The sequence below is a fragment of the Candidatus Thermodiscus eudorianus genome (assembly GCA_015521085.1).
GTDB lineage: Archaea > Thermoproteota > Thermoprotei_A > Sulfolobales > Acidilobaceae > Thermodiscus > Thermodiscus eudorianus.
Genome location: WAOW01000006.1, coordinates 104,922 through 131,197, shown reverse-complemented (window position 1 = coordinate 131,197; position 26,276 = coordinate 104,922). Strand labels below are relative to the sequence as shown.

Sequence of the window (26,276 nt, the reverse complement as noted above, 5' to 3'; positions counted from 1 at the left end):
ACTTACTCGTAGAGGCTGACCCCACACTCGGACACGCCAGGCCACTCCTTAACCATGCCGCGATCCACAGCGAACTTGACCCTAGCCCCCACTCTGACACCCCTCACCCCGGCGAGGACAGCCTTTACCTCAACTCCATCCAAGTCTATATACACGAGGGTGTGGTGTTTCCTGGCCGCCACATAAGTCACGACGCCATCGAGGGGTCCCTCGCCTAGGCTCACAGCCTCCGGGGGAAACGTTACTGGGACCCCCTTGCGGGGCGATAGGGGGGGACTGCACGCTACATTATGCCCCAGGAACACGGCGGTCTCAATACTCCCTGGGTCGTAGTAGGTGGATTGAGGGTCCCTCTCCTCAAGAACCCTGCCATTCACGAGTATGGCAAGCGAATCAGCCACCTCCAGGGCCTCATCCTGGTCATGGGTCACCTGTATGACTGTGATGGATTCGCTATGCGCGAGCCCGCGTACAAGCCTCCTAAAAGACTCCCTAAGAGGCAAGTCCAAGTGGGCGAATGGCTCGTCCAACAATAACACCCTGGGCCTGGCCGCCAGCACCGTCGCTAGGCTAGCCCTCTGCAACTGGCCCCCGCTCAGGGTGCCAGGCTTCCTGTCGAGCAAGCCCGTTATGCCAAGCCGTCTAGCCACCTCCTCGGCCAGCTCCCTGGCTTCGCCCCTCGGAGCCCCCCGTGCCTCGGCTGCTAGCACCAGGTTCTCCCTGACCGTCAGGTGGGGTAGTAGTATGGGCCTCTGGCTCAGCATCACCGTGTTCCTAGCCCAGGGAGGGTCCCTCGCGACGCTCACACCGTTGAATAAAACATCTCCACTATCGGGGTCCTCTAACCCGGCCAGAATCCTGAGGAGGGTTGACTTGCCACTACCACTCGGCCCCGCTATAACAGTGACCTCGCCCGGCGCTGCCCTTAGGCTCACATCCCTCAGGGCTACTACTCCTTCGTATCTCTTCCATATGCCCCTGGCCTCGACCAGCGGACCCCTAGAGTCCTTCACAACCTTCAACCGATCCCTATCCTGTGGCCCCGGCGCCCCCTTAAATCCAGACTACAGACCGTAGCAGAGGGACCCTCCCATCACTACATTAACGTCCCCGGCACACACGGTGTCTTGGGGGCTGGTCCGGGATGCACTGGTTCTGGGGCAAGGGCCTCCTAGTGGAGCTGAAGGGGGATAACGCAGAGTATACCGGTTTCGAGATACCCTGGGAAGCCTACAGGCTACTGCTGGGTGGAAGGGGCCTCGGAGTGCTAGTCTGGAGCCTCCACGCAGGCAAGACCCCTCCCGAGCCCCTATCCCCCGACAACCCGCTAGTTATATCTCCCGGGGCCCTGGTTGGGAGCGGGCTCTCGACAGCCAGTAAAACAGCGTTCGTCGCGAGGAGCCCACTAACAGGCCTACTCGGCAGATCTATGGCGGGGGGCAGGATAGGGTGGGAGATCAGGAGGACTGGCTACGACCTTATAGTCGTCAAGGGAGCCCTCGACGACCCCGGAATCCTAGTCGTTGATAATGATGGCGTGAGGATAGAGGAGGCTGGGAGCCTATGGGGTAAGAGGATAGGAGAGGCTAGGGGGGCTCTAAAGGAGAGACACCCTGGCTACGCCGACGCCATCATAGGCCCTGCCGGCGAGAACCTATCGGCCATCTCCATGATAGACGCTGGCGGCAGGCAGGCTGGCAGGACGGGGCTCGGAGCAGTCATGGGCTCTAAGAAGCTCAAGGCGATACTAGTGAAAGGCAACACCCCGCCAAAGGCGGCCGACAGGTCCAGGGTGTTGGAGGAGGCGGGGAGGCTCAACAAGGCTACCCACGAAGCCAGAGCCTCCAAGGCGCTAGTGGAGTATGGCACGCCGCTTATGCTAGACTATACAAACAAGGCCTACGGCGTCCTGCCATCGCTCAACTGGAAGAGGAGCACGCTATCCTGGTGCCCAGACCCCGAGAGAGCTCACGAGGAGCTATCACGGTTCGCCCCTAGATACAGGGTTGGCCGCAATCCCTGCATCGGCTGCGGAAGGCCCTGTACACAGGTGATAAGGGTCGGGGATTCGCCCAGCGTGGACGGCCCCGAGTACGAGACCGTCTACGCGCTGGGCTCCGATATAGGGATCTGCAACATCAGGGACGTGGCCTACCTCAACCATTTAGCTGACGAGCTCGGATTCGACACCATAAGCCTCGGCGCCACTATCGCCTGGGCGATGCATGCCGGCGAGAAGGGGTACCTGGATGGGGCCCTGGCGTGGGGTGATGCGGAGGAGGTGGCGAGGCTGGTCGAGGACATGGCTTATAGGAGGGGCAGGCTTGGAGCCCTGCTTGCCGACGGGTCCCGTAGGGCCGCTGACAGGCTTGGAGCGGGCCATGACCTGCTAGTCGATGTGAAGGGCCTTGAGCCCCCGGCCTATGATGCTAGGGGGTTGAAGGGCATGGCCCTGGGATACATGGTTTCGAGCAGGGGCGCCGACCACTTGACTAGCGGGGCCTATGCCTTCGAGCTGTATGGGAGGCTCTGGAGGTACTCCAGCGTTGACAGGCTAGTCTATGAGGGTAAAGCGCAGCTTGTCAAGGACGGGGAAGACTTGATGGCGTTCTACGATAACACGGGCATATGTAAGTTCTCCAGGGGGACTATATACCCCGAGAACACGGCTGGTCTAATCTCGGCTCTAACAGGGTACTCCTATACTCCGGGCGACTTGCTCCTCTCAGGCGAGAGGACTGTTACGTTGGAGAGGCTGGTCAACCTCTGGCTCGGGCTAGAGCCAGAGGTCCACGACGAGCTGCCTCCCCGTTATTATAGGGAGCCTATATCGGATGGGCCGAGTAGCGGCGAGGCCGTTGATAGGAGGGTTATGGAGGTGCTTAGGCGGGAGTATTATGCCGCCAGGGGCTGGTCTCCGGACGGGGTCCCTCTGGCTAGTACTCTAGTACGCCTTGATTTGGCTGGCGTAGTGCCCGGGGTCTTGCTGGGGTTGGCGCGTAGCGTGGTGTCCGGCTAGAATCCCGATAACTAGGTTATCATAGTATAGATATCCCATTTAAGCCCCAGAGGGGGTCCCTCCAAACCCAACGGTGGAAGACCGTGTCCAGGACCCTCGCAGCCATACTCGGCCTAATCATAGTCGCAATCGTCATAGGAGGCCTCGCCTACTACACGATGACGGCCAAGACAAAGCCACGCGAGCTAGTGATATACACCTACAGCGACTTCCTGGCATGGGGCGAGAACCCGGAGCAGGTCTGGAAGCAGGTCTTCGACTCCTTCGGGGAGAAGCACGGCGTCAAGGTGACTGTCAGGACCTTCGACGACGCCAGGACAGCGCTCCTCGCAGTTATAGACGAGTACCAGAGGGGTGTTAGAACAGCAGACCTCGTAATAGGAGTCGACAACCTCCTCGTCTACGAGGCCAAGAAGGCTGGGATAATTGAGTGCTACTACAGCCCAGTAGCAGAGGAAACGGTGCCCAAGGACATAGCCAACGTCCTAGACCCCAGCCACTGCGTGACGCCAATAGACTACGGGCTGATAACACTCGTCTACGACCCCTCCAAGCTCGACGACGAGACACTGCAAATCCTAGAGAAGGGGCCGACGCTAGAAGACCTGGCCAAGCCAGAGATCGCTAGCAAGCTGATAGTTGAGGACCCGACGAAGAGCAGTCCAGGCCTCTCATTCCTCTACTGGGAGATAGCGGTCTCGGAGAAGCTAATGGGAGCGGACTGGCGGGACTGGTGGAATAGCGTGAGGGACTACGTCTACGTGGCCCCCAGCTGGGGCGACGCCTACGACGAGTTCCTCAGAGAAGGCGGGACTAGGGGGATAGTAGTGAGCTACGGCACAGACCCCGCCTACAGCGCGTGGTACAACAAGGGAGAGCCTACGATACACGCCGCCCTAATCTACCACGAGGGAGAATCCACGGCGTGGCTGCAGGTCGAGGGGGCGCTGGTAGTCAAGGGCCAGCCCGGGACAGAGCTTGCTAAGGAGTTCGTGGACTGGCTCCTCTCACGGGACATACAGTCGCTATTCCCAAGCAACCAGTGGATGCTTCCAGCCAACAGCCAGGCGCCACTGCCAGACTACTACAAGTACGCCCTAACCCTAGACGATGTGGACGTGATAGCGAACAACCTACTAACGCCCGACGAGATACAGGCCAACTACGAGAAGTGGCTCCTCCAGTGGACACAATTAATGGGCCAAGGCTAACCAATACAAGACCGGATGCATAAGACTTGGCAAAGGCCTGGAGGCTAGCCGGCAAGCTACTACCCTGGCCCGTGAAGGCACTAGCCCTAGCGACGCTGCTAGCCTTCACCCTACCCCCAATACTCCTCCTATACCTCCTCCCCCGGTCAAGCCTAGGCCTGCTCGGCCAGCTCAACCTGCCATGGATACTCGAATGGACTATAATGCAGGCGACTGCCTCCGCCACCATAGCAGTAGCTGTAGGAGCCCCCGTCGGCGTCGCCAGCGGATACTACGGGTCGAGGATAGCCCGGCTATACCGCGTGCTCGGGCTCCCAGTATTCATGGCTCCATCGGTCGCGGTGGTACTAGGCTTCAGGTGGCTCGCCCAGCTACCCCATACGCCGGAGTGGCTCGCCCGGGCACCCCACGGGATCATAATAATACACTCATGGTTCAACATACCGCTAGCCGCCGTACTAGTATACTCCAGCCTGGCCGGCATACCGGCAGAAGTCTACGACTATGTCGAGACAGCGGGGATAAGGGGGTACAGGCTGTGGCGCCACCTGATACTCCCCGCCTCGATGCCAGGCATACTCTCCGCGTGGCTACTCACATTCATATACAGCTTCACGGGGCTGGCGGCCCCGCTCATGGTAGAGGGCGCCGCGTACAAGTACTACACTCTGGAGGCCTGGATCTACACGATATTCAAGGGATTCCCCGCCTACCGATCCCTCTCAGCCCTACTAGCACTACTCCAGGCATCCCTCCTAGCGGTGACGGCCCTCATACTACTACGGGTCCAGGCGAGGACTCCCAGGGGCGAGCTGGGCGAGAGGATCCGTAGGCCCAGGAGGGACCCCGCCTCCCTGGCCTTGGAGGCCTACTCTATCCTCCTACTGGGATACCTGTACCTCCCCCTCCTCGGAGTGTTCCTGGAATCTCTAACAATCCACGGCCACCTAACCCTGGAGAACTACAGGCGCCTCGTAGCCGGTCCCCTGCCAGTCCCGCCGGGGGCAAGCTTCTCCAGGGCCCTTCTCAACAGCCTCCTATACGCCGTCATAGCCATGGCTGGAGCCGTCACGCTCTCCATACCCCTGGTCGTGGAGAGGGATAGAGTGTTCGGCCGCCTAGCGGGGCTGGCTCCGATACTCTTCTCTCCGGTGACTGTCGGCGTCGCCCTATACCTCACTCTCTACCTCGCATTAAGGAGTGTCCTAGGGCACACGTTGACTATAGTTTTGTTGATCGGCCTCGCCCACGTCTCGATGTCACTGCCGCTGGCTTCGAGGGCCGTCGACTCGGGCCTCTCCAGGATACCCCGGGAGGCGGTCGAGTACATGTTGTCGATTGGCTTGAGGGGGTATAGGCTTCTCTATCAGCTGGCTAGGGTCGCTGGCCCGGGCTTATCGTCGGCGGCTCTCCTGGCTGTGGCGGCTAGTCTGGGCGAGTTTGGGGCTGTTCTCGTGTTGACGGAGCCTTCTACGTGGAGTCTTGGTGTCTTGACTTATCAGCTGTATGGGGGTGGTAGGTTGCTTGGCCCGGCTAGCGCGTGTGCTTCGGTGTTGTTGTCGTTGACATTGTTTAGTGCTTTTGTCGTGTCTCGCAGGGTTAGGGAGTGGTTCTAGTCGTTCCCCGTCTATAAGTCGGCTTCGCTGTGGTTCCTTTATCGTCGTCTTGTGTCAAGGATAAATACTATTGACTGACTGGTTAGATTGACTTGGTGGTCAATAAGTGGAGGGAGCTGCCCTAAGGCTCTCGGAACACCTGAGGAAGTACCTCCTAGCCTACATCATCATAGTAATCATAGCCGCTCTACCCATAGGCTACCATGCAGGCCCCTACATCAAAACCCATAAACAACTAATAAAAGACATTATAATAACGCTAGCAGTACTAACGCTACTCCCGTCGATGATCCAGCTAAGAGCAGAGAGATTCGGTGCTGAACTCGCCGGGAAGAAGCTGGAGACACTAGTAGCCCTAGCCATAATATTCGGCGTCGGCCCCATCGCGGCCATGATCCTAGCGGGACTCCTCCCCTCGAAGCCAATATCAATCGGGTTCGTGGCCGCGAACAGCGTGCCCGCTTCTAGTGCATCGATAGCCTACGTCCTACTCGCCGAGGGGAATATAGAATTTGCTACACTACTAGCCATAATCAGCATATTCGGCGCGCTAGCCGCGGTCCCAGCATGCATAGGGCTATACGCAAAGACCCTATCTGTGAGCATCCCCCTAGGCCTACTAGGCGAGTCGGTGGGCATTGCCCTGCTAACACCATTCATACTGGGACAACTGGCTAGATACTACCTGGTCAAGCACCGTGCGAAGGCGATACTAAGGGACTCCAGCGAGGACATGCCCTGTAAGAGAAGTAAAGGGTATACGAGTCTGGAAGAGGCGCTTTCACACATAGAGGATGCACTCGAATGCATCGAGAGAAGGCTTGGGAAGCGGATAAAGCCATACCTAAGCATATGGACGATAATAGCAATGCTGACACTCATAGCAACTCTAATCTCCGCGAAGGCCCAGCTACTAGTCTCGAAACCCGCACTGGCGGGGAAATAATAGGGCTCCAGGCATTGATATACGCTACAATAATAGCATCCTTGATCGCAGCGACTAGAGCACTACACCTATCATACGAGGACCACTCTGCAATGGCATTCATATCCCTGACCAAGAACGAAAGCGTAGCGGCTGCAGTAAGCGTTATGGCGATCAGTGCAACCGCCGCTGTCCCAGCCGCGTTGATACCGGCGATCCAGCCTGTGGTAGCCGTGTTATACCTCTGGAGCCTGCCCAGAGTTAAGGGGTGGCTCGGCGTTGGAACCAGCGCCCGGTAAATATCTGGATACACCCGTGGCGTGCTGGGGTGCTGGCCTTGGGGAGGGATAAAGAGGAGGTCAAGGAGCGGATCGTAGAGGCAGCGATGAAGATATTCGCTTCTAACGGCTACTTCAAGGCCTCAGCCTCTGCCATAGCCAGGGAGGCTGGCGTCTCTAAGGGGCTCCTCTTCTGGTACTTTAGGTCTAAGGATGAGCTTATCCTTGAGGTGGCGAGGAGGAGCCTACCGATAGACGTGCTCGACCGTTGCCTTGGAGAGGGGTTTGAGAGGGATCGCCTGCTTAGGTGTATAGGGGAGGGTTACCTTGAGAAGTATAAGGACCCGGTCTATAGGAACCTCATGCTCCATACCATGTCTATCAGAACAGTCTATCCCCAGGTCGAGGAGAGTCTAAGGGAGATCTGCACTGATTACACAAGGCGCGTGTCCATGGCGGTCTTTGGAGGCGAGTCGATAGAGTACAGGATCCGGGTTAGGACATTCTTCGGGAGCCTCCTCTGCTATACCCTGAGGCCTCCCCCGGACATCTCAGAGGAGGAATACCTAGAAAGACTAATAAATATAATTGTTAAATAATAGAATGGCGTAAGGCGTCCAGTGAGGGACCCCTCAACTACTAGTACTGTAGCGGCTACTCTATCCTCTTCCTATGCCTGTACCTACCTGCCTCCTCCTTAGAGACCACGTGCAGGTGGACCGGGTGATGTGGCGGTAAGCCGAGATCCCTCTCTACCGCGCTCTTCACCGCGTCCTCCTCCTCTCTCGTCAGCTTCCTGGGGGTGACGACCAGTATGTCTATGTCGCCGGCCTTCTGGGGCTCCAGCCTAGCGTGGCTCCCTATGATGAACACCTCGGCATCCCTAACCACCTTCTTTATCGAGGATGCAACCCTACCTGCTATCTCCTCCCAGTTCCTCAGCATCGACTCCCTCTCCGCAAGCCTCGGATCCACCACGCGGGGCAGCCTCCTCCTGGTAACCCCTCTATAGACCGCCTCTACCAGGATACTGCCGGCCAGTATCCCCGCGAGCACGGTTAACTGCCTCGGGTCCAACTGGTACATCCTCCATACGAGTATGGAGAGCGCCACGAGGCTGAGCATCGCACCGCCCAGAGCCAGTACCGGGTTCGCGCCAGTGGTCCTCCGGAGCCTGTAGGCTGCAAGGTTAACCGCGGCGAAGATTATGAGGAACCCTCCGCTGCCCGCCGTGCTTATCGCCTCCAGGCTGGTCCCCAGCGCTAGTAAGAGGCTGAGGACGCTTATGATGACTAAGCCCTCGTAGGCGCCCCGCCATATCCTCCTGGCGAGTATCTGCGGTGCCTCTCCATACTTCGCCACGAGGTAGCTCATCCTGGCGGTCCCGTAGAGTGTTGCGTTGATTGCGCTGCTAGTCGAGGCCAGGGCTGCTGCGACGACAAGCGTGGTCCCGGCTTCTCCGAGTACTGGCTTGACTAGGATGGCCAGTGCATAGTCCCTGGCCCTCTCAACGGTCTCCGGGGAGAGTGCACCGGCTGAGACCAGTGATATCAGCACGTAGACCGATATCACCGTGATGACGGCAGAGTATAGGGCCTTCCTAAGGACGGTAGTGTTCTCGGCATCGCCGGCGGTGTTGGCTATTAGCTCGAAGCCCTCGTAGGCGAGGAATATTATCATGCCGCCAGCTATTATGTTGACTAGCGGCGGCCAGGTCGCCGGGGAGAGCATAGACCAATCCACGAGCCTCAGCCCGACCGCGGCTACGAAAAGGAGTACGAAGAGCTTAAACGCTACCAGGGCCAATTCTATCCTCCCACTCACCACGGCTCCAAGGAAGTTGACTAGTGTGAGGCTCCCTATGGCGAACACGACTAGTATAGTGTACGCCTCGCTGTAGTGGCCTGGGATCATACTGGCTCCGTAGGCTCCGAAGGCGTGCGCATAGAGCGCTATCATGACTATGTAGCCGGCTAGGAGCATTATGTTCAACCCGCCGGTAACAATGTTATCGCCATACGCCCTAACAAGGAACTCTATCGTTCCACCCACGCTGGGGTAGCGGGCTGAGAGCTTCGCGTAGCTATAGCTGGTCAACAAGGCGATGAGCCCCGCGAAGAAGAAAGCAAGCGGGGCGGCCCCCCTGGCTAGCTCCAGGCTCAAGCCGAGCGTGGCGAATATCCCGCCTCCAATCATACCGCCGACTCCGATGCTGAAGATCTCCCAGTACCCCAGCTTTCCCCTCTCCAATCTAGACTCCTCTGACAGCGGTCTAGGTCTCTCATCGTTGTGGGCTTCTAGGCTCTCGTGGTGGACGCGGCGATTATTTAATGTATCTTACCACTAGCACCGCGCCTGCCACGTATACGATGGTCGAGAGGGCTTCGAGCAGGTGCACTCCCGTGGAGGCCGCTGGCGTCTTCTTGAGGAAGTCTTGTAGCGTTGTGAAGGTTAGGTAGAAGGCCCCGGTGAATATGGCTAGGCCAACCCACCTGTTTCCGAGCACCCGGTTGATGAGCCCCAGCAGGCTCATCCCCCAGACCCCAATATAGGATTCCCTCCGTCGAGCCTAGCTAAAAATGATTTCTATACAGTCATTCCTTCACTGGCTTGGCGTTATGCCACATCTCCTCCAGCCTAGAGGCTAGTCCTGATGCGAAGGCTGGATGCCTTATGAATACCGAGACCACGTCGTGGTGGAGGCTCGGCAGCCCTATTATCACCGTGTCGCAGGCGGCCATCATGTCAAGCACCGCGGCCGGGCTACTCCTGACCTCGATCCCCTTCTCTAGGAGCGCCTCCAGGGCTTGCTTGGGCGGCCTCTGGGTTGATGGGACGAGTATCCTCACATTAGGGGGGAGCCTGTCGATTAGCGGCGCTAGGAGGTCCCAGTATTCGAGGCTCTTCTCTGAGGCTTTGAAGGCCACGAAGTATACTGGTCCTTTGCATTGCGTTATCGAGGAGAGCGCCGCCGCGAGGCTCTCCTTTAAGCCATATACGAGTCTCACCTCCTCTCTCATCCCACCGGTCTTATAGGAGTTCTCAAGCTCCTCCGCCAACTCTTCAATCCTCCTCATAGCGTCTAGTGCCTCGACGAGCTTCCTCTGCCCGATCCTAGAGAGTGCCCTCCTGGGATTGACCGCCTCGTATAAGTGGTCTCTCCTGTTCACTAGCCCCTTCGCTTCGAGGCTCCTAAGCACATCGTATATGCGGCCCCTCGGTATCCCGGAGAGCTCAGCCAGCTCGACTGCCTTCATAGAGCCCATTTTCACGAGCGTTAGATAGGCCTTGGCCTCGTACCTATTCAACTCCAACAGTATCCTAATCCTAGCCTCTATCTCCTCGTTCAACCCGTACCTAGCCTCATACATGTGTACCCTAGAGGGCGGCTATATAGCCCGGCCACAGAGCCCATAGTCTCTGGGGGCTTCTAGGCCCATATAACCGCGCTTAAGAGGAACTGCAGTACAAGGCTGATCGACACGAAAGGCACGCTATACCTGAGGAACTCCCTGGCCCCTATCCTATACCCCTTCTCCTCGGCCAGCGTCAAGGCAACGTATAGGGCTGGTGCCGCTGCAGTAGTCATGTTGCTCGCGAGCGTGGCGCTCCAGGCCATAGCCCAGTACAGGGGCCAGGGGTCGAAGCCCGCTATGTGGGCCGCGTCCCTAGCGATGTAGAGGAATGTTAGTAGTAGGGCGTCGTGCTCCACGAAGGTGGAGAGTGCGCCCACGATCCAATAGGAGCTTGTGTACGCCGTGAAGCCGCCGTTACTAATCAAGGGGAGGAACTTCTCGGCCATAGCCTCCAACACTCCGTTGAACTCTAGCCCTCCGACGAGCGCGAAGAGGCTCGCATAGAATAGGAGGGCCCTCCACTCAACCTCCCCCAGTATCTCGTCGAAGCCAGGCCACTCCCTGTTACACCGCCTATACGCCTCCACGGCTAGTGACAGCAGGGCCGCGCCCGAGACGGTTATGAAGCCGAGGGGGACCCCCAGTAGGGGCCTGACAGCCATCCCCGCCACGGTCAAGGCGAAGAACAGCGTCGACAGCCAGAGCAGTCCCCTATCAACCCCATCCTCCCCGAACTCGATGGAGGGTAGCGTCTGGGGCTCTCTCCTGACGTATAACGCGTAGTATGTTGCTAGTGTTAGGAGGAATGTTATCGTGAGCAGTATGAAGCTACTCGGCCTCCCACGGCTCCATATGAAGTCGATGAACTCGGCCCCGGCTATGCTGTGGAGTAGTTGCGGCGGGAGGTCTCCCATTAGTAGCGCCGTCCCCATGAAGTTAGCAGAGAACCCGACTAGTAGCACCGCCAGCACGGGGTTGCCGCGGGCCCTCTTTGCGGCCTCTATTGAGAGGGCCCCGAATAGGAGTATGACGAGCACGTTGTCGACTAGCATTGATATGAAGCCCGCTGCTAGGGAGAGCATGAGGAGTAAGGCCCTGTAGCTGTTGACCCTCTTGACTATCCACGAAAGGACCACGCGGGAGAACCCGGCCCTCATCATGTACCCCGTTATAACCCACATCCCGAAGAGTATGCCCATGACGTTCCAGTCTATGGCGTTGAACGCGTCGACAGGCGTATACCCGGTCAACACTATCATAAGCACTACTCCTGCCAGGGCCGCGACAGCCTCCTCCACAACCCTAGCTATGATAGCCGTCACCACAACGATGAACAGCAGCAGCGCTAGTAGCTCCTCCACCATCTATCTCCATGCGAAGACCGTTGTGACAGGCTCCATTAATTAATGGAGCCTCCTAGACAACAACGACGCCACCAGGATAACAATCGCTATGGCCAACAGGGCTAGGAGCCACTTCAACCACGAGGACCCCCGGCCCGGCTTAACAGTGGAGAGGGCTCCACTGCCCTTGTTAGAGGTGTTCGAGGCCGTACTTTCACCCGGCGCTATCCCGGTCTCTATTGGCTCGTATAGAATTACGAGTTCCCTGGCCTTGTAGGATAGCTCTAATAAGACTCTACCGGTCCCGGTATTGTTGGCTAGGGGGTTCCCGTTTCCATCGTAGGCCTCGACCCTTAGGGTCTCATTGGTTACTATGGCTATCTCCTTCCTGGGCGTGTCGAGCACGACTATGTAGAACTCTTTGGCGTCTAGCCTGGGGAGGGTCCCTCTAACGGGTATAACATGGCCTCCCTCCACAGTGAAGGGGGGAGTACTCCCGGCCTCCTCCACGACGCCGCTATTGGTCCCCGGTAGCCAGTCTCTAATGGTTACCGTAGCGTTTACGCCCTTCAAGTCGATTGCGGCTCCACCGTATCTCCTCGTCTCCCCGTTTATCTTCACCGTGGGGCCTGCGAGGCTGGAGTAGTATGACTTGCTCGTGACTATATGGGCTTCTACATTGCTTGGCGGGTAGCTGTAGATTATGAACTCCATCCTCCTGTCCATGAACAGGGCCCCGGTTATATTGGCCGCCACCTCTCCCTCTAGGGCCCTGAGTACGAGTCCTTCGCCTCGGTAGAAGACGGTATTAGATATATTTATCACCGTATTATTACAGTGTATAGAGTCTAACATGATAGTTGTAAAGACCTCGCAACCAACACAGGAAACCCTGTCCAGACCCCTGGACTCGGCCAGGATATAGTCGCCAGCCATCCTATCTCCAATCATCGAGATCTCGGATGCCCCGTCTATAGTCAGGGAGCCGAAGGAGATCCTGGAACCCTCTATAGCCACGCTCCCAGAGGACAGGAGTATTCTGCCGGCCGTGAGGGTGGAGTTGGAGACCCTGATACGGCCAGCGGACAGGTTAACGCTATACCCTGAGATGGACGTGGCGTTCCCTCCCCTCACGCCCAGGAAGGAGTCCTCCACTACCAACTCGCCCAAGCCAGAGGTGGCGAGGCGTATATCTACACTCCCTCGCACAACGGTTCTATTCAACACGAGGCTAGAGGACGCACCGCCCGAGGCCCACCTGAGTACCCCGCCGGCCAAGTCCAGGATAGCGTTGGCGAATACCCCGCTGCCAACGCCAGCAAACTCCAAGCTACAGGGTCCCGAGCTGCAGGTGAAGTTCGAGTCCTGGACTGTCAGGCTACCATTGGGGGAGACGACCCGGACTGGGGCATTGGCTAATGCCTCGCTCAGTCTAGCGCCCGTCCCGAGGGGGAGGAACCCGTTATCCAGGCTGGAGTTCTCGAAGTGGATCTCGCCTCCGCCCTCCTGGCCAACGTATATGGAGGCCCCACGGCTCCCCCCGACTAAGAGTACATCGTTATCGGTGACAGTCACTGCCAGGAACTCCGAGTCCACGATGGATACGTCGCGGGCGGAGACTAGCCACTGGCCGATGCGCGAATCCAACACGACTACGCTCCTGAGTGTTAGGGTTGAGATGGTGATAGAGGTTAGAGCCGTATTCGTAGTGTTGACTATCTGGAGTTCCCCGTCGACGTACTCCGTGTTTCCAAGCAGTTCTATGAGCTTGATCTTGGAGTTGTAGATGTAGACCTCTATATCGCTGCAGGTGGTATTCCCGTTGACCATGAAGATGATATCTAGCTCCCCGATAACGGAATCCATCACGAACACGCTGCAAGCCCTGGTCGATGGATCCGGTATGATCACGCTAAGCCTATCATAGCTCCCACTATACACCACAGGCCCAGCACTACCATCGGGATGAACAAGCACAGCCGGATACATGGCTAGCACTAACACTGCAATGACAAGCGAGGCGAACTCCCTTCTACCCAGCGCCATCCCCCTATAGCCATCTAGCAATGGGAGGCCAGGTAACCTAGATAAACCCCCACCAGACACCAAGGCCAAGAACGGAGGCGGCCGTCGTCTAGCCTGGACTAGGACGCCGGCCTTCCAAGCCGGCGATCCCGGGTTCAAATCCCGGCGGCCGCACCACAACACCCTCCACACCATCGTAAAAACAATGATCCAGAACTATTCCCCCCACGCGTCCCACAACAGGCGTCTCCCTTATAAATAGATGAGACACAAAAACATGATCCCCTTACAACATTCAAGGTTCGCTACCACATCCAGGAGACACCGAGATATAAACACCCGGGGACAAGAATATCGATATGGGAGTGACAGTGGCGACGAAGAAGGTTACGATAGAGGTTGAGGTTCCCGAGGGTTTTAGCGAGGAGGCCTTGGAGAGGTTGTGGAGGGCCTTCACGGTATGGCTGTCTATGAGGAAGGTGAGAGAGCTGCTGAGCGATGAAGAACTGGAGGAGATCTTCTCCAGAGTGGAGGAACGGGTATGGAAGAGGCACGCGCAACAGTCCTCGACCTAAACGTCCTACTCGCCTCAATCCTAAAACCCGAAGGCTATACAGCAGCCACTCTACTCACCCTCCACCTAAGAGGAGATAAGCTATACGTCCCGGACTACGTGAAGGAGGAGTTCAACACGGTAGTAGATGATGTGGCGAAAAGGAAGGGCATAGACCCCTGGACCCTCAAAACAGCCCTCCAAACAATCCTAAAAATAACGACAGAAGCCAAGAAGAAGAGCTACAAGAAGCACCTAGAAAAAGCAAAAGACCTCGTGAGGGACCCGAAGGACACTCCATACGTAGCCCTCGCACTACACCTACGAGAACACTACAAACAAGTAATCATACTAACCTACAATAAGAAGGACTACAAATGCGAGGAACTCCAAAGAGAGGGTATAACAGTCCTAACACCAAGAGAGCTACAAGAGACCAACATATAAGCACCCGGGCATAGAATAACAAGCATGGGAGCTATGGTGGCAACGAAGAAAGTTACTATCGAGGTTGAGGTTCCCGAGGAGCTCTCTATAGGAAAAGATAGGCTTGAAGGGATAGCGCGGGCAATACTCTTCGAGGTCGCAGCCCAAGACATCTCCAAACTCCTAAAACCGAGCGAGGAAGAGGTAAGAGAAGTAATAGGAAGAGTTAGGAGGGGGCTACGATCACCCCACCAATAGTCATAGACACGAACGTGTTCATAGCCGCAATACTCAAGCCAGAGGGACCAACCCATGGTACGGTGAGAAACCTACTAACAATAACAGAGGTATACGCCCCAGAGATCCTGCTTGAGGAAACAATCAAACACCTCACAGAACTGGCCATCAAGAAGGGCACACCAGTCGAAGAGCTACATGCAAGGATGAAACTCCTAAAACAAGCCATAAAATTCGTCCCAACAAGCCAATACGAGCAATACCTCGACACGGCAGCCAAGCTCGTCAAGGACCCAGCAGACAAGTGGTTCGCCGCCCTCGCATTAAGCCTCTCCAAGAAATACAAAGAGGTAGTCATTCTCACCTACAATAAGAAGGACTACAAGTGCGAGGAACTCCGGGAAAGAGGTATAACAGTTATAACACCAGGCGAGATAAACCAGCATATAAGCACCCGGGCATAGAATAACAAGCATGGGAGTGGTGTTGGGGGAGGCGAAGAAGCTGGTTATCTAGGCCTCGCCGGAGAGCCTCAGGAAGCTCCTGCCCGATGGAAAGAGGGAGCTATCCATTTATGGGCTCCTCCGGGATTGGAGGATAGACCCCCAGAAGTTCAAGGAGGAGCTGAGGGAGGAAGAGTAGCGTGTACTACGCCGACACATACGCCCTCATAGAAATACTCCGGGGAACCCAAACTACAAGCCCTACAAGGCCATAATCACGAGCGAATTCAACCTCCTCGAACTCGCATACGCCATAACAAGAGACTACAGTCCCCACAAGGCCAAGGAGATACTGGAGAAGGTGAGGAGGGAAACTCCCATAATCCACCCGACAGACGAAGACTACGTAGACGCGGCTAAATTCAAGCTACAACAGAAGAGGAAGGGAAAGAACATATCACTAATAGACGCGCTCGGCTACACTTATGTCGGGATCTGATCAGACGGTTGTGGCGACATCAAACTTTACCGTCATACAGCGAGCTAGTGCCCAGGAGCCCAGGCAAAGTACGCATCCTGGATTGGCGGGATTGAAGCTGTGTCCATTCGATATCGGGCTCTTAGTGGTTAATTCCTCTCATGGGTATAGGCATATTAGTCCGCAGACTCTTGTCGTTGATGCTGGGAGAGGCGATAAAATAAATATCAAAATAAAAATAGATTTAAATAATAATTTATTGGAGTGTGTAAGAGAGACACTCAAGCTAACACCCAGGGACCAGATTAGGATTGAATACGGATTACGCCTAGAACCCGGAAATAGAACTAACATACCAGGAGCTAAGCCCATAAACCCTTCCCATATCAGCCTCCAGGAGAGAGGCGAGGGACCATACAACCTGGCTATAATCTTAGATGAGAAGATAGAGCCGGGCAACTACTACATAGTACTCAATGCCTGGGTTAAGATAACAGGCGGAGCCGAGGTAAAGTCGGGAACGGAATACGTAGTATTGTTGGACGTGGCGGGTTGAGGGTTCCTACGAGCCACTAGTTTTGGAGTTTCCGTGTTTGGAGTTGAGATTTGCATGGTAGTATATATTACAATTTGTAGATGACATGTCACGGTGTTATATACAGGTTGTAGATCCCAGCGGCTTTAATTTATCAAAGAAAAATTGTATACGTTTTAGAACCATAACAATAGCTAAACGGTGAAAACAAATGTCAGAGCAGGCGATCGAAGAACAGGGTAAAGCTGGTCTCTGGACCGCTGCCATCGGCGCACTATTAATACTAATCGACGGAGCGGCAGTCCTAGCAAGCGGTAACTTCTATGGATGGCACTATGCTAGTGCAACCGTCACGGGATGGATAGAGATAATACTCAGCATAATAATGTACATTGCCCTGTACTGGTACAAGAGCCACCCAGCAGCTGTAGGCTGGACCATAGTGATCCTAGCCCTGATAACCATGCCCTTCGACGGCGGATTCTGGACTATAGGAGCCTGGATCGCCCTGGCTGGCGGAGTGCTAATAGCCTACAGAAAATAACAGTAAAATAATATTTTTATTTTTTAGATATAGCCGGTTAGCCGCCTAGCAACCTCCTTCCAGGAACCTAAAGTAATTCCCTCCAGACAATCCCCCACCCGTTAATTAGAACTACGCAGGGGACCCCTTCTACCCTATAGACCATACACGAGTTCGCCCAAAAGGCATATTAGCCTATAGGAATCAATGGGCGTGATCCCCTAGGCAACAGCCTTCACTCTCTTGATTCCAACAACTTCTATTCAGAAGCTCTCTCCTCTGATAGGGTTTTTAGATACAATTCTATGGCTTCCCGAGTATTCTTAATCACCTTCGTCTAGACTACCGCCCCGTTGGATTTTGTCGTGCTTTGGCTGTATAACTGCGTCTTCGTCGAGAATTCCCCTTTCAATTCTATGTTAGATTTTGTCCCCGCCACTACCGCCTTGACCTGCTCCGGGCTCGCCCCTTTCAATTCTATGTTAGATTTTGTCATTATGTTAATGGAATATCTATAGGTGGCTGTTCATTTGACTTTCAATTCTATGTTAGATTTTGATCATAACAATGAGAAGATAGCTGAGTTCATGATCTATGGCCTTTCAATTCTATGTTAGATTTTGGAGACGGCTAGGAGGATGGGGGCCAAGTGCATAATTGTCTTTCAATTCTATGTTAGATTTTGCGGAGGCTAAGAGCTCTCCGAGAGCACGGAGTTCTCTATTCTTTCAACTTTCAATTCTATGTTAGATTTTGCAGACAAGTTCAAGCCAATAGAAGCCGAGGTGACCGTGTGATGTGTCTTTCAATTCTATGTTAGATTTTGAATGGAATACCATGGCCTTACGGCGATATTATATTACCTTTCAATTCTATGTTAGATTTTGTACTTCCTGAGCCAGTACCTGTAACTGGTCGGACTCTCAGGCTCTTTCAATTCTATGTTAGATTTTGCTAACAGACAAAAATATAATAGAAATAATAAAGGTAATGTACTTTCAATTCTATGTTAGATTTTGAAGATACTTGAAGAAGGCGTTTTACTGGCTTGGACGAATCACTTTCAATTCTATGTTAGATTTTGTTGCTTAACCAGGAGTTGCCACGCCACTTCAAGGATCGCCGTGTCTCTTTCAATTCTATGTTAGATTTTGCATTTGAGGGCCAGGACGGCTGGTTGAGTGACGAAGAGTTGGACTTTCAATTCTATGTTAGATTTTGGTTGAACGAGGCTGGCGTGCAGTACAGGACGCTGGACCCGCCAATAGAAGAACTTTCAATTCTATGTTAGATTTTGACGCGTCACCTGTCTGCGATCCCCCGACGCCACATAGCGTCTTTCAATTCTATGTTAGATTTTGACACTAGGCGACGCTATGTTAGTAATGGACTTTATAGTCTTTCAATTCTATGTTAGATTTTCTCCATAAAGACAGTCGCATACTACTTTATGATTCATGAACTTTCAATTCTATGTTAGATTTTCAGGGTGATCGCTAGGGGCTCTCCCTCCGAAAGGGGCGCATTACCTTTCAATTCTATGTTAGATTTTCGCGGCGAACTTCATCTGGAAGATGGCGCTTTTGAGGGTCTTTCAATTCTATGTTAGATTTTCAGTATAGCTCGGGCTAGAGGTTTCCTTTAGCCCTCTTCTATCGGTCAGATTCCCATCTTTAAAGGGAGCCTTTAACCCCCATTAAACACACATCCATACAGTGGATTCACTATGAAACTCATGACAGGGGCCGCCCTCATCATATTTATCCTTTACAGTCATGAATGTATATGTTTTGCCTGGCCAGGCCCGGAATTCCCGGATTTCCAGGGAATTTCGTCTTGTAGTTGATTGTGGGTGTGTAGAATCCCCGGGGCTAGAGCCCTGTTTTCCATTAACCCCAGGGGTTTGCCTGCTACGCCTAATTCCCGGGAACCCAGGGAATTGCTGTTTGCAGTGACTGTTGATTAATCTGTGTACGTGTTCCTCTAGAGGACCCTTCAGGTACTGTTACCACGATCACTCTGGCTCCATTGTCTCTTGAATTTTAGAGGGGTTCTAGCCTTCATCTCGGCTTCCGGCTTCGCGTTTGTTGCACTTTCTTAGCAAGTTGAGTATTTCGTCGAGGTCGAAGGAGAGGGCTAGTAGAGCAGTCCCCGAGGCTATTAGTGCTACAGCGCTTATGGCTATGATGTAGATTAGCATGGTGCGTTGGGATACTGGCTCCTCGTAGTGGCTGGGGTAGGCTACAGACAATGCTAGTATGAGGACGAGCATTCCGATAAACATCACCGCTAGCCCGGCGCCAGCGACCTTGGACAACCGCTAGAACACCTCCTCTACTATTCCCAGGCTGCATTAGGCCGTTATTAAGCGGGCGCGTAACGCTGGTGAAGAGGCATGTCTAGCACCCTCAGGCTTGCTGGCCACGTGCTACTTAGCCCGAGCTGGTAGCGGGGTTTATGAGAAAAGGGGGTTGTGTGTATATGGGGGTTCTCATCTCCTTGCCCCCGGTGTCTTGTTAGGGTAGGGTGGAGCAGTCGATCGATGCCACGTGGTCTGAGACAATGTATACTGGGTGTATTACTTGGCCCGACTGCACGGTCACGTCTGAGGACCCGTATATATGGCCCTCGATATGCATGCAGGCGTCCGTGGGGACGTCTCCCTGGGCGTAGGAGAAGACTATCCTCTTGCCCGTGTTGAAGGGGTCGCTCGATAATTGCTTAATGCCCCCCAGGTAGGCCTCGTACCCTGTTATCGTCCCGTCATCTGTTTCGAGCGGTATCGAATTGAATACGTACACGTCTAGGGACACCTTCTCGTCTTTGTGGTCTCCTGGGCTGGCTGCTGCGAGGCTGAAGTTGTCATTCGTCCATAGGACGCTCTTGCCCGTGGATCCGGTGTCTATGTTGAATTCCGTCTCGACGTCGATGTAGCCCTTCTGGTCGGCATAGTATCCCAGAGCCAGGATGACTATGGCGAGAATGAATAGTTTGCCTAGTAAACCCATGTCCTGTTACTCCGAGTCCTCCATCCTCTATACTCGTTTACCGGGCCTCCGGCCGGGTTAATAAGGTGATTACAAGCGTGGAGGGACTGTTACCTAGTAGCCGTTATTGGCTAGGGGGCGGTGGGCCAGTACTGGGATCTCCATGGTTTAATCAATTAATATAAGTTTAATTATATATTTAATTATATTATGTGGCCTAGGCGTAGGCGGTGGAACACTAGGGCTAACATAGCCCCAAGACCGCACCAGGCGGTGAGGGACCCCAGCATTAACACCCAGGGATACCTGAAAGCCGCGGGGACAGTGGCATCCGCGCTAGCACTATGAGGGTCTCCCAACGACTCTACGGCGAGATCGTAGATCTCCTCGCCGACAACACCACCCAGGACGTCGAAGTAGACTGCCGACTCGGAGGGCCAGTATAACGCCTGGAGGGTCCCTCCAATAACTCCCGAGACGACGAAGCCGAGGAATACCGCGCCCGAGAAACCAATCCTACCGCTTAGGTACGAGCCGATGAGCAGTGCTAGGGAGATGTATGAGGCGATCGAGAGTAGCCCCGATAGAAACAGTACTAGGAGTAACATTATCGAGGCGGCAGCGAATACTGTCTTCCATAGAGCACTCATGTTGCTTTTAGAGGTTAGCCTGTAGAGGAGGAGTAGTGGTGGAATCCACATGACCACCAGGTATAATGCTAGCGTGGGGAGCTCTCCAGCGTCTAGCTGCATAATGCTACTCCCATGCCTCAAATATTACAATCTAGTCTTAATAAACCCTAGTATTATATTAAGACCTGTATCTACTTGTAGCTCGTCGAGAGTGCTATCCTTGGGGGACCCGCGTTTTTCGTTGCGTGTAGATAGTGGCGGGGTCTATTTCTCTACCGTCTTCTAGGATGATCTTCGCAACGGCTCCGATCCTGTCGCCCTTCGAGTCGTAGACGTAGATCCTTCCCTCCTCCTCGTCTGTTATGTGGATATGCATTCCACTGCAGTATGGGTGGGTTTTGCTCAGGCCGCACCAGCATATTGATTTGAGTGTTTCCTCGTCGATCCTAGGCCCTCTGTCTCGGAATAGGATGAGTCGTGCCACAGGCACCACCAATAAGACAAACCTAAATAAATATAGAGAAAAGATTATGTTTTTAGGAATTTGGACGTGTAGGGGCTCTCCCCGGGAGCCCTCCTCCGGAAATGCCCACTCGGCTTCCCAGTCAACAGCTCCTCGAACCATGCTTCATGCTCTATCTCCTCATGCAGTATAGCCAGCGCGAGGTCAGCGGTCCTATAGTCCTTGCCCCACACATAGTTGAGTATCTCAGTATACACTCCCACAGCACAGCGCTCTGCATCAAGGAGGACCTTCAGCAGGTTCTCGATCGTCGGGTTCTCCGGGAGCTTTGCATCCATACAGCTGGCCATATCGGAGAACTCCCTGATGTCGTTGGGTAGTTCGCCTCCCAGCTCATAGATCCTTACTGCTAGTGCCTCGAAGTGGTTCCTATCCTCTATCCTTGCATCCTCAACTATCTCCTTTATAGACTCTCCCTCAAGCCCGGCCGCATGCATCCTCAGTATAGTGTAATAGTAGTATGTTGTGAACTCCGCCGCCGCGGCTCTTATGAGCATGTCGAGGAGCTTCTTTACATCAATCCCCGCTTGCTCTATGAGTTCTACATTCCGCCTAGCCATTCTAAACACCTTGTTGTTCGAAGTCATATCGAATTAGAAATCATTTAAGAATATATGCTTTCCACACCACCTAGTATATACAATATAAAATAATTATTATAAGAAATATTTATATATTATTATGGATAAGGCTACTATCAACACAGCAATAGCCGGATAAGAGCTCTCCGGAATAGGGGCCGAGAGCGGGTTAGAGGTCACATCGACCCGGGACGCCCCCTGCTGGCTGGGATAGACCTGGGCCCTTGTAGTCTCCGCAGCAACAACGGGGTCACCGCTGCCAGCATTTATGGCATACCTAGGTATTATCAGAATTAGATCGTCGCTGGGGTCGGCCGGGTTCTTCAAGTAGTCAATATACCGGGTGAATGTGAAGTCCCAGACCTTGTTATCTGGGTCGACCAGCGTGTAGTTGTAGAGTCTAGGAGTATAGCCCGGTTTATAGACGATCTTATACTCGGCCCCTAGAATTACTTGGTTACTATCGTCCTTTAACTGGTAGCCTGTGGCTGTATCATTATCGACGTCGATGTAAACCGTATAGTTGTAGTCGTAGATGTATGACTGGTACCATTCGTAGGGTTCTCTAACTGATAATCCAATGTATAAGTTTAGGGAGTCGGATGTCTCGTTCAACCAGGTTATATCTAGGTTTCCACTGATACTAGAATTAACCTCGTCACCAATCACGAGGTTCCAGCCAGGTATATTCTTGTCATAGTTGTACATGTAGTAGTCTGCAGTCTGGACAGAGCCATAACCGATATAGTCGTCGGAGGGGGCTAGATCGTATACTGTCGGCGTGGTTTCACCCGTATTGAGTACGGCGGTTCTCGCCATCAGGTAGAAGGAGTCGCGTATGAGCGCTCCGTCGGGCAGGGTCCTGTTGACCGTGATATATAGGTAGTAGTCTCCCTTGTTCGCGGTGAAGGCGTCGCAGTATCCGATAAGGGTGTCGTCCGGTTCTTCATTCTTGACTATCTGGCATACCAGCGTGTTTGTCTCGGTGAAGTTTACGATATGGACTACGTAGTCCCATAGAAAGTCTCTGAACTCTACCACTGGGGCGCCTCTAGTAGCGGTGTCTTTGTTGGTGTCGAGGAATATCTGCCACCAGCTCCTGAAGCTGCCTTTGCCTCCTTGGAAGGGTGCTTCTAGTCCTATCCGGAAGGTGACGTAGCTGTTATTCATTTTTATCGAGACGTTCTTTATGTCCATGTCGGAGCCAGCCCATGAGGGGCTTGATTGGCTTCCTTGCTCTCCTGGTTCAGCTCCTACCATCTCGTAGTCGTTGCTGGAAGCTTGGGCATCAATTAATATTAAATTTAATAATAATATTAATATTAGGAGTATAGTTAATCGTTTACCTCCCATACAAGTGCACCAAATCGAATACAAGTAATAACAGGTTAATAAACTTTAATACATAAAAATAAAAAATAAAATAAAACGTCTTTATTCTTAGACTAACAGACGCGCTCAAGCAACATCTAGAATCCAAAGACCAGTGCCAAACACCAGGCAGAACCACGGACCTTTACCCGGACAGCATCAAAAACCCTCTCCGCAATATCCTTCTAGCAAGGGGACTCACGGCCAGCATGATGGTGTAGAATATCACGCCAGACACCGCAATATGGAGTATAAGCCCCCATACGTCACGGAGGAAGCTAGTCACCACAATAGAATACGCTCCACTATAGTAGTAGTACGAGTAGGATGCCGCCAGCGCCAACACCAGACCCGCTACCTCGCTATGGGGAGGCCTGTAGTCAAGCCTCTTCGAGAGAAGCCTGTGGTAGTAGGCCAGGAGGACAGTGTAGACTGCTATGAACGACGACAATAGTATGGCTACCGGGGCCAGTGCATCTCCGCGGTAGACCCACATTAACGGTACAGCCGCAGTGTAGGCTACCAGCATAGCTGCTATATTAGCCTCCAGAATCCTAGTCATGAAGGTCCTATAACCGGTTGCAAGGCCCTTCCTGTCGCTCGTGTCGAGGGCGATGAGGGCTGACCTATAGATCCCTATGACTCCGAAGAGGAACGCGTATACCGTGACTAGTACCATGACGGGCCACGCCCCTATATAGGCTGGGTTAAAGGTTGTAACCACGGGTTTAGCCATTCCAGTGAGTACGGCGGCTATGAACCCGGCGAATATGAGGTATAGTCCCAGGCTGGTCCCGACATCGTCCCCTGAGGGTTTCCTGAGAGCGCGAGAGTAGAGGGGGGTTGCGGTATAGGATCCGGCCTGCAGTAACGGTGTCTCGGCCGAGAGCCCCACGTGCAGGTACGCAACGGACGCCGGGTTACCGGTTACCCACGAGACTATGGGTCTCATGAGGGAGCGCAGTATCCCGATCATGTTCCTTGCAAGGGGCGTATAGAAGCCCCGGATCCAGGACTTAGCAAGCGGCCACTCGAACCCGCCCCGGAGCATGCCACGCCTATACGTTAGTAATAGCATAATCGACATCGAGGTTACAGTCGATAGAGTAAGCGCGGCTATGGCTCCGGGATACTTGTAGCCTAGATACGTTACTAGTGTAAGCGCGGCTAGGAGCTTGACCGTGTCCCCAGCAATCCTAGCCCCCGCGAACCTTGATGGCATCGTAACCGACGTTATACTGCCCAAGTACACGTGGACCTGCATAGCCACTACAAGCGGGACCGCCAGTAAGAGTCCCCTAAAACCATAACCCAGCACAACCGATTCAACCCAAGCCACGGCTATGTATAGGGGGAGCGAGGCTAGTGAATAGAGGAGCGTCAGCAGGAGCCCCGTGGATCCAACACCACTCCCAGCACGCCTAGCTATGGCCCTCTGGGCCCAGTAGGCCCACTGGTTGACCGGGAGGGAGAATAGCATCGAGAAGGATACGCTCAGGCCGAGCAGCGCATAGTCTCCAATGTTAAGCCTCCTAGCCACGACTATAGTATATAATATGCTGGTAGCCATCCTCCATAGCAGCGAGACGTAGAGCGATATACTACTGTAGACCAGCCTAACCTCTCCAGCCCCCAATACCGACCGCACCTTCAGACGCATAGACCCTACACGATCTTCACCCGTGTAGAGATCCTAGACCTGGCCAGCCGCTTGCGTATAGTCCACCTCGCCCTATAGTCTATACGCTCACCTTTACATTTACCCCCAAGATACGAAACCCCATCCATATAGTCGTCCAGAGGAACCCCTAGACCGCATAGAGCGAGGGGAGTAGCTAGGAACCCGTGGACCACATCACCGGTAGCTGACACAAGATCGGGGTCCTCAGTCGCCACCGCCAGGACCCCGAACCGGGAATGATTAGTTACAGTCCTGGAATCATCTATGGGCGTCTCATAAGTAGTCCCTGCCACAGGATGCCGCTCAAGACCATAAGTAAATACGATAAAGTCGGGTACATGCGGGCCCCAGAGGAGATCCCTGGAGTAGAACGCATAGAGACCAGCCTTTTCAAGCAGGTCTATGAGATCCCTTCTGATGCTTAAGTCATTTAGCAGGATGACGTATTTTGGAGTAGCCTTCTTCGAGCCAGAGGGCGTAAACGCCTTAGACTCCCTGGAGTCAGCTCCCCCTGGTATATCATATGTTATTCCTTTCCCGGTGATGGCGGTAGCGACTCTGTAGGCCAGCCAATATCCCCTCCTAAGGACCCTCCTTAGAGGCCCCCTGGCTATTGCAAAGGATAGCTTTACCAGCTTGGGGTTCAACTTTATGTTCTTTTCAGGTCTATCGTCGAAGGCTGAATCAAGGCGGAGTATAGAGGATTCGTCCCGGGCTCGTACGGCGTATCCGTTCTTGTAGAGTAGAGAGTTGAGCCTTACCACCCCCTTGTATTCTTTGAATCCGTGGTCGCTCACAACGATTAGGTTGTCCGCCCTGGACCTGCTGTAGGAGACCATCGAGTCTAGCTCCTCTAGAATGGATTCCAGGTATCTCTTGCCATTTTGGGGGAGGGCCTGAGGGCATCTATGTAGCAGGGCGTCTGGTAAGTTGATTGTTATCCACACCAGGTCGTATCCAGCGTCGATGAACCACTTCAGCATGGAGTGGTAGAGCCTGATCTTCTCTCTAGCGTACTCGACAACCCTATCGCAGGACAAGGTCCCCATGAATTTGTCTATTAGTAGTGATAGTTTCTCTAGGTCGATCGATTCCCGGAGTATAGAGTCGTCTGAAGACACGGGTTTCGGCGTGAAGAAGTCGAGTGAAGCCACGAAGCCCTTCCTAGCCCTTAACGGACTCAGGGGATAACTGGGGATTGGGTTTATGAAGGCGTACTTTGGATTGTGGCGCGGGCCAGCAAGCTCTATGATCTCATTTATCCTAGGATACTGTAGGTCTAGGCTCGTCACTATGTCGAAGGACCATCCGCCATCGCTGCTCTTATTGTACTTGAAGAAGTCGTATATCCCGTGTTTGCCCGGGTTCACGCCGCTCATTATGGAAGGCCAACTGGAGTAGGTCAACGGTATAAGGCTATCCATACTGTATAGGTTGAGCTGTGACAGGCTCGGCATGCTAGCGGCCATTTCCGGGCTTAGGCCGTCGAAGCCCAGGACTATTACCCTAGTCATTCCCCTTGCTCCCATGCTG

27 protein-coding genes, 1 tRNA gene and 1 CRISPR repeat array are annotated in these 26,276 nt (G+C 53.9%); of the genes, 14 read left to right on the top strand and 14 right to left on the bottom strand.

All coding sequences use genetic code 11. The features are described 5' to 3' along the window. Positions 1–2 precede the first annotated feature (2 nt). The gene (locus F7C38_06075; protein MCE4601115.1) at positions 3–1,013 is read right to left on the bottom strand and encodes an ABC transporter ATP-binding protein; all 1,011 of its coding nucleotides are present in this window, start codon (positions 1,011–1,013) and stop codon (positions 3–5) included. Between the two features lie 131 nt (positions 1,014–1,144). Here F7C38_06075 and F7C38_06070 point away from each other — a divergent pair, with 131 nt between their 5' ends. The 6 genes from F7C38_06070 to F7C38_06045 all read left to right on the top strand — a co-directional run bounded on the left by F7C38_06070 (position 1,145) and on the right by F7C38_06045 (position 7,648). Continuing rightward, on the top strand, positions 1,145–3,019 hold the full coding sequence (locus F7C38_06070; GenBank protein ID MCE4601114.1) for an aldehyde ferredoxin oxidoreductase family protein: 1,875 nt from the start codon (positions 1,145–1,147) through the stop codon (positions 3,017–3,019). 83 nt (positions 3,020–3,102) lie between these two features. Continuing rightward, positions 3,103–4,230, top strand: coding sequence for a thiamine ABC transporter substrate-binding protein (locus F7C38_06065; protein MCE4601113.1), 1,128 nt, complete (start codon positions 3,103–3,105; stop codon positions 4,228–4,230). A 26-nt stretch (positions 4,231–4,256) separates the two neighbouring features. Beyond that, on the top strand, positions 4,257–5,846 hold the full coding sequence (locus tag F7C38_06060; GenBank protein MCE4601112.1) for an ABC transporter permease subunit: 1,590 nt from the start codon (positions 4,257–4,259) through the stop codon (positions 5,844–5,846). Positions 5,847–5,952: 106 nt separating this feature from the next. Beyond that, a complete protein-coding gene (locus F7C38_06055) occupies positions 5,953–6,792 on the top strand; it encodes a bile acid:sodium symporter (protein MCE4601111.1) in 840 nt (279 codons plus the stop codon). Between the two features lie 14 nt (positions 6,793–6,806). After that, positions 6,807–7,070: a hypothetical protein gene (locus F7C38_06050; protein ID MCE4601110.1), complete on the top strand. Its 264-nt coding sequence runs from the start codon at positions 6,807–6,809 to the stop codon at positions 7,068–7,070. 38 nt (positions 7,071–7,108) lie between these two features. Continuing rightward, positions 7,109–7,648, top strand: a complete 540-nt coding sequence (locus F7C38_06045; protein MCE4601109.1) for a TetR/AcrR family transcriptional regulator — start codon at positions 7,109–7,111, stop codon at positions 7,646–7,648. 55 nt (positions 7,649–7,703) lie between these two features. On the opposite strand, the gene F7C38_06040 is transcribed toward F7C38_06045, so the two are convergent. The 5 genes from F7C38_06040 to F7C38_06020 form a co-directional block, all read right to left on the bottom strand. Next, complete coding sequence (locus F7C38_06040) at positions 7,704–9,299, bottom strand: amino acid permease (GenBank protein ID MCE4601108.1); 1,596 nt, start codon at positions 9,297–9,299, stop codon at positions 7,704–7,706. A 73-nt stretch (positions 9,300–9,372) separates the two neighbouring features. Then, positions 9,373–9,582 carry a hypothetical protein gene (locus F7C38_06035; GenBank protein MCE4601107.1) on the bottom strand — a complete coding sequence of 70 codons (210 nt, stop codon included), beginning with the start codon at positions 9,580–9,582 and terminating at the stop codon, positions 9,373–9,375. Positions 9,583–9,643: 61 nt separating this feature from the next. After that, positions 9,644–10,420, bottom strand: a complete 777-nt coding sequence (locus tag F7C38_06030) for a hypothetical protein (GenBank protein MCE4601106.1) — start codon at positions 10,418–10,420, stop codon at positions 9,644–9,646. Positions 10,421–10,479: 59 nt separating this feature from the next. Beyond that, positions 10,480–11,769, bottom strand: a complete 1,290-nt coding sequence (locus tag F7C38_06025; GenBank protein MCE4601105.1) for a permease — start codon at positions 11,767–11,769, stop codon at positions 10,480–10,482. Positions 11,770–11,808: 39 nt separating this feature from the next. Then, positions 11,809–13,794, bottom strand: coding sequence for a hypothetical protein (locus F7C38_06020; GenBank protein MCE4601104.1), 1,986 nt, complete (start codon positions 13,792–13,794; stop codon positions 11,809–11,811). 77 nt (positions 13,795–13,871) lie between these two features. Here F7C38_06020 and F7C38_06015 point away from each other — a divergent pair. From F7C38_06015 to F7C38_05980, 8 genes are all read left to right on the top strand, one after another. Further along, positions 13,872–13,950: transfer RNA gene (locus F7C38_06015), tRNA-Gly, on the top strand. Between the two features lie 194 nt (positions 13,951–14,144). After that, positions 14,145–14,348 (top strand): hypothetical protein, encoded by a 204-nt coding sequence (locus F7C38_06010; GenBank protein MCE4601103.1) that lies wholly within the window; start codon positions 14,145–14,147, stop codon positions 14,346–14,348. Next, positions 14,315–14,773 (top strand): PIN domain-containing protein, encoded by a 459-nt coding sequence (locus F7C38_06005; protein MCE4601102.1) that lies wholly within the window; start codon positions 14,315–14,317, stop codon positions 14,771–14,773. Before F7C38_06010 ends, F7C38_06005 begins: the two co-directional genes overlap by 34 nt. A 36-nt stretch (positions 14,774–14,809) precedes the next feature. Further along, positions 14,810–15,010 (top strand): hypothetical protein, encoded by a 201-nt coding sequence (locus F7C38_06000; GenBank protein MCE4601101.1) that lies wholly within the window; start codon positions 14,810–14,812, stop codon positions 15,008–15,010. A gap of 14 nt (positions 15,011–15,024) precedes the next feature. Then, positions 15,025–15,453: a PIN domain-containing protein gene (locus F7C38_05995; GenBank protein ID MCE4601100.1), complete on the top strand. Its 429-nt coding sequence runs from the start codon at positions 15,025–15,027 to the stop codon at positions 15,451–15,453. A 340-nt stretch (positions 15,454–15,793) separates the two neighbouring features. Next, positions 15,794–15,931, top strand: a complete 138-nt coding sequence (locus tag F7C38_05990) for a hypothetical protein (GenBank protein MCE4601099.1) — start codon at positions 15,794–15,796, stop codon at positions 15,929–15,931. A gap of 238 nt (positions 15,932–16,169) precedes the next feature. Beyond that, a complete protein-coding gene (locus F7C38_05985; GenBank protein MCE4601098.1) occupies positions 16,170–16,466 on the top strand; it encodes a hypothetical protein in 297 nt (98 codons plus the stop codon). A 190-nt stretch (positions 16,467–16,656) separates the two neighbouring features. Further along, the gene (locus tag F7C38_05980) at positions 16,657–16,989 is read left to right on the top strand and encodes a hypothetical protein (GenBank protein ID MCE4601097.1); all 333 of its coding nucleotides are present in this window, start codon (positions 16,657–16,659) and stop codon (positions 16,987–16,989) included. A gap of 384 nt (positions 16,990–17,373) precedes the next feature. Then, positions 17,374–18,583: direct repeats of the CRISPR family, unit length 23 nt; unit sequence CTTTCAATTCTATGTTAGATTTT. A 438-nt stretch (positions 18,584–19,021) separates the two neighbouring features. Here F7C38_05980 and F7C38_05975 read toward each other — a convergent pair. The 8 genes from F7C38_05975 to F7C38_05940 all read right to left on the bottom strand — a co-directional run bounded on the left by F7C38_05975 (position 19,022) and on the right by F7C38_05940 (position 26,257). Then, positions 19,022–19,285, bottom strand: a complete 264-nt coding sequence (locus tag F7C38_05975; protein MCE4601096.1) for a hypothetical protein — start codon at positions 19,283–19,285, stop codon at positions 19,022–19,024. A 199-nt stretch (positions 19,286–19,484) separates the two neighbouring features. Further along, complete coding sequence (locus F7C38_05970; protein ID MCE4601095.1) at positions 19,485–19,976, bottom strand: hypothetical protein; 492 nt, start codon at positions 19,974–19,976, stop codon at positions 19,485–19,487. Positions 19,977–20,158: 182 nt separating this feature from the next. Next, on the bottom strand, positions 20,159–20,707 hold the full coding sequence (locus F7C38_05965; GenBank protein ID MCE4601094.1) for a hypothetical protein: 549 nt from the start codon (positions 20,705–20,707) through the stop codon (positions 20,159–20,161). Between the two features lie 94 nt (positions 20,708–20,801). Beyond that, positions 20,802–21,071 carry a hypothetical protein gene (locus F7C38_05960; GenBank protein ID MCE4601093.1) on the bottom strand — a complete coding sequence of 90 codons (270 nt, stop codon included), beginning with the start codon at positions 21,069–21,071 and terminating at the stop codon, positions 20,802–20,804. A gap of 44 nt (positions 21,072–21,115) precedes the next feature. Then, positions 21,116–21,670 carry a hypothetical protein gene (locus tag F7C38_05955; protein MCE4601092.1) on the bottom strand — a complete coding sequence of 185 codons (555 nt, stop codon included), beginning with the start codon at positions 21,668–21,670 and terminating at the stop codon, positions 21,116–21,118. A gap of 96 nt (positions 21,671–21,766) precedes the next feature. Then, complete coding sequence (locus F7C38_05950) at positions 21,767–23,044, bottom strand: hypothetical protein (GenBank protein ID MCE4601091.1); 1,278 nt, start codon at positions 23,042–23,044, stop codon at positions 21,767–21,769. Between the two features lie 163 nt (positions 23,045–23,207). After that, a complete protein-coding gene (locus tag F7C38_05945; GenBank protein MCE4601090.1) occupies positions 23,208–24,698 on the bottom strand; it encodes a hypothetical protein in 1,491 nt (496 codons plus the stop codon). A 29-nt stretch (positions 24,699–24,727) separates the two neighbouring features. Beyond that, positions 24,728–26,257, bottom strand: a complete 1,530-nt coding sequence (locus F7C38_05940; protein MCE4601089.1) for an alkaline phosphatase family protein — start codon at positions 26,255–26,257, stop codon at positions 24,728–24,730. Between the last annotated feature and the right edge of the window lie 19 nt (positions 26,258–26,276).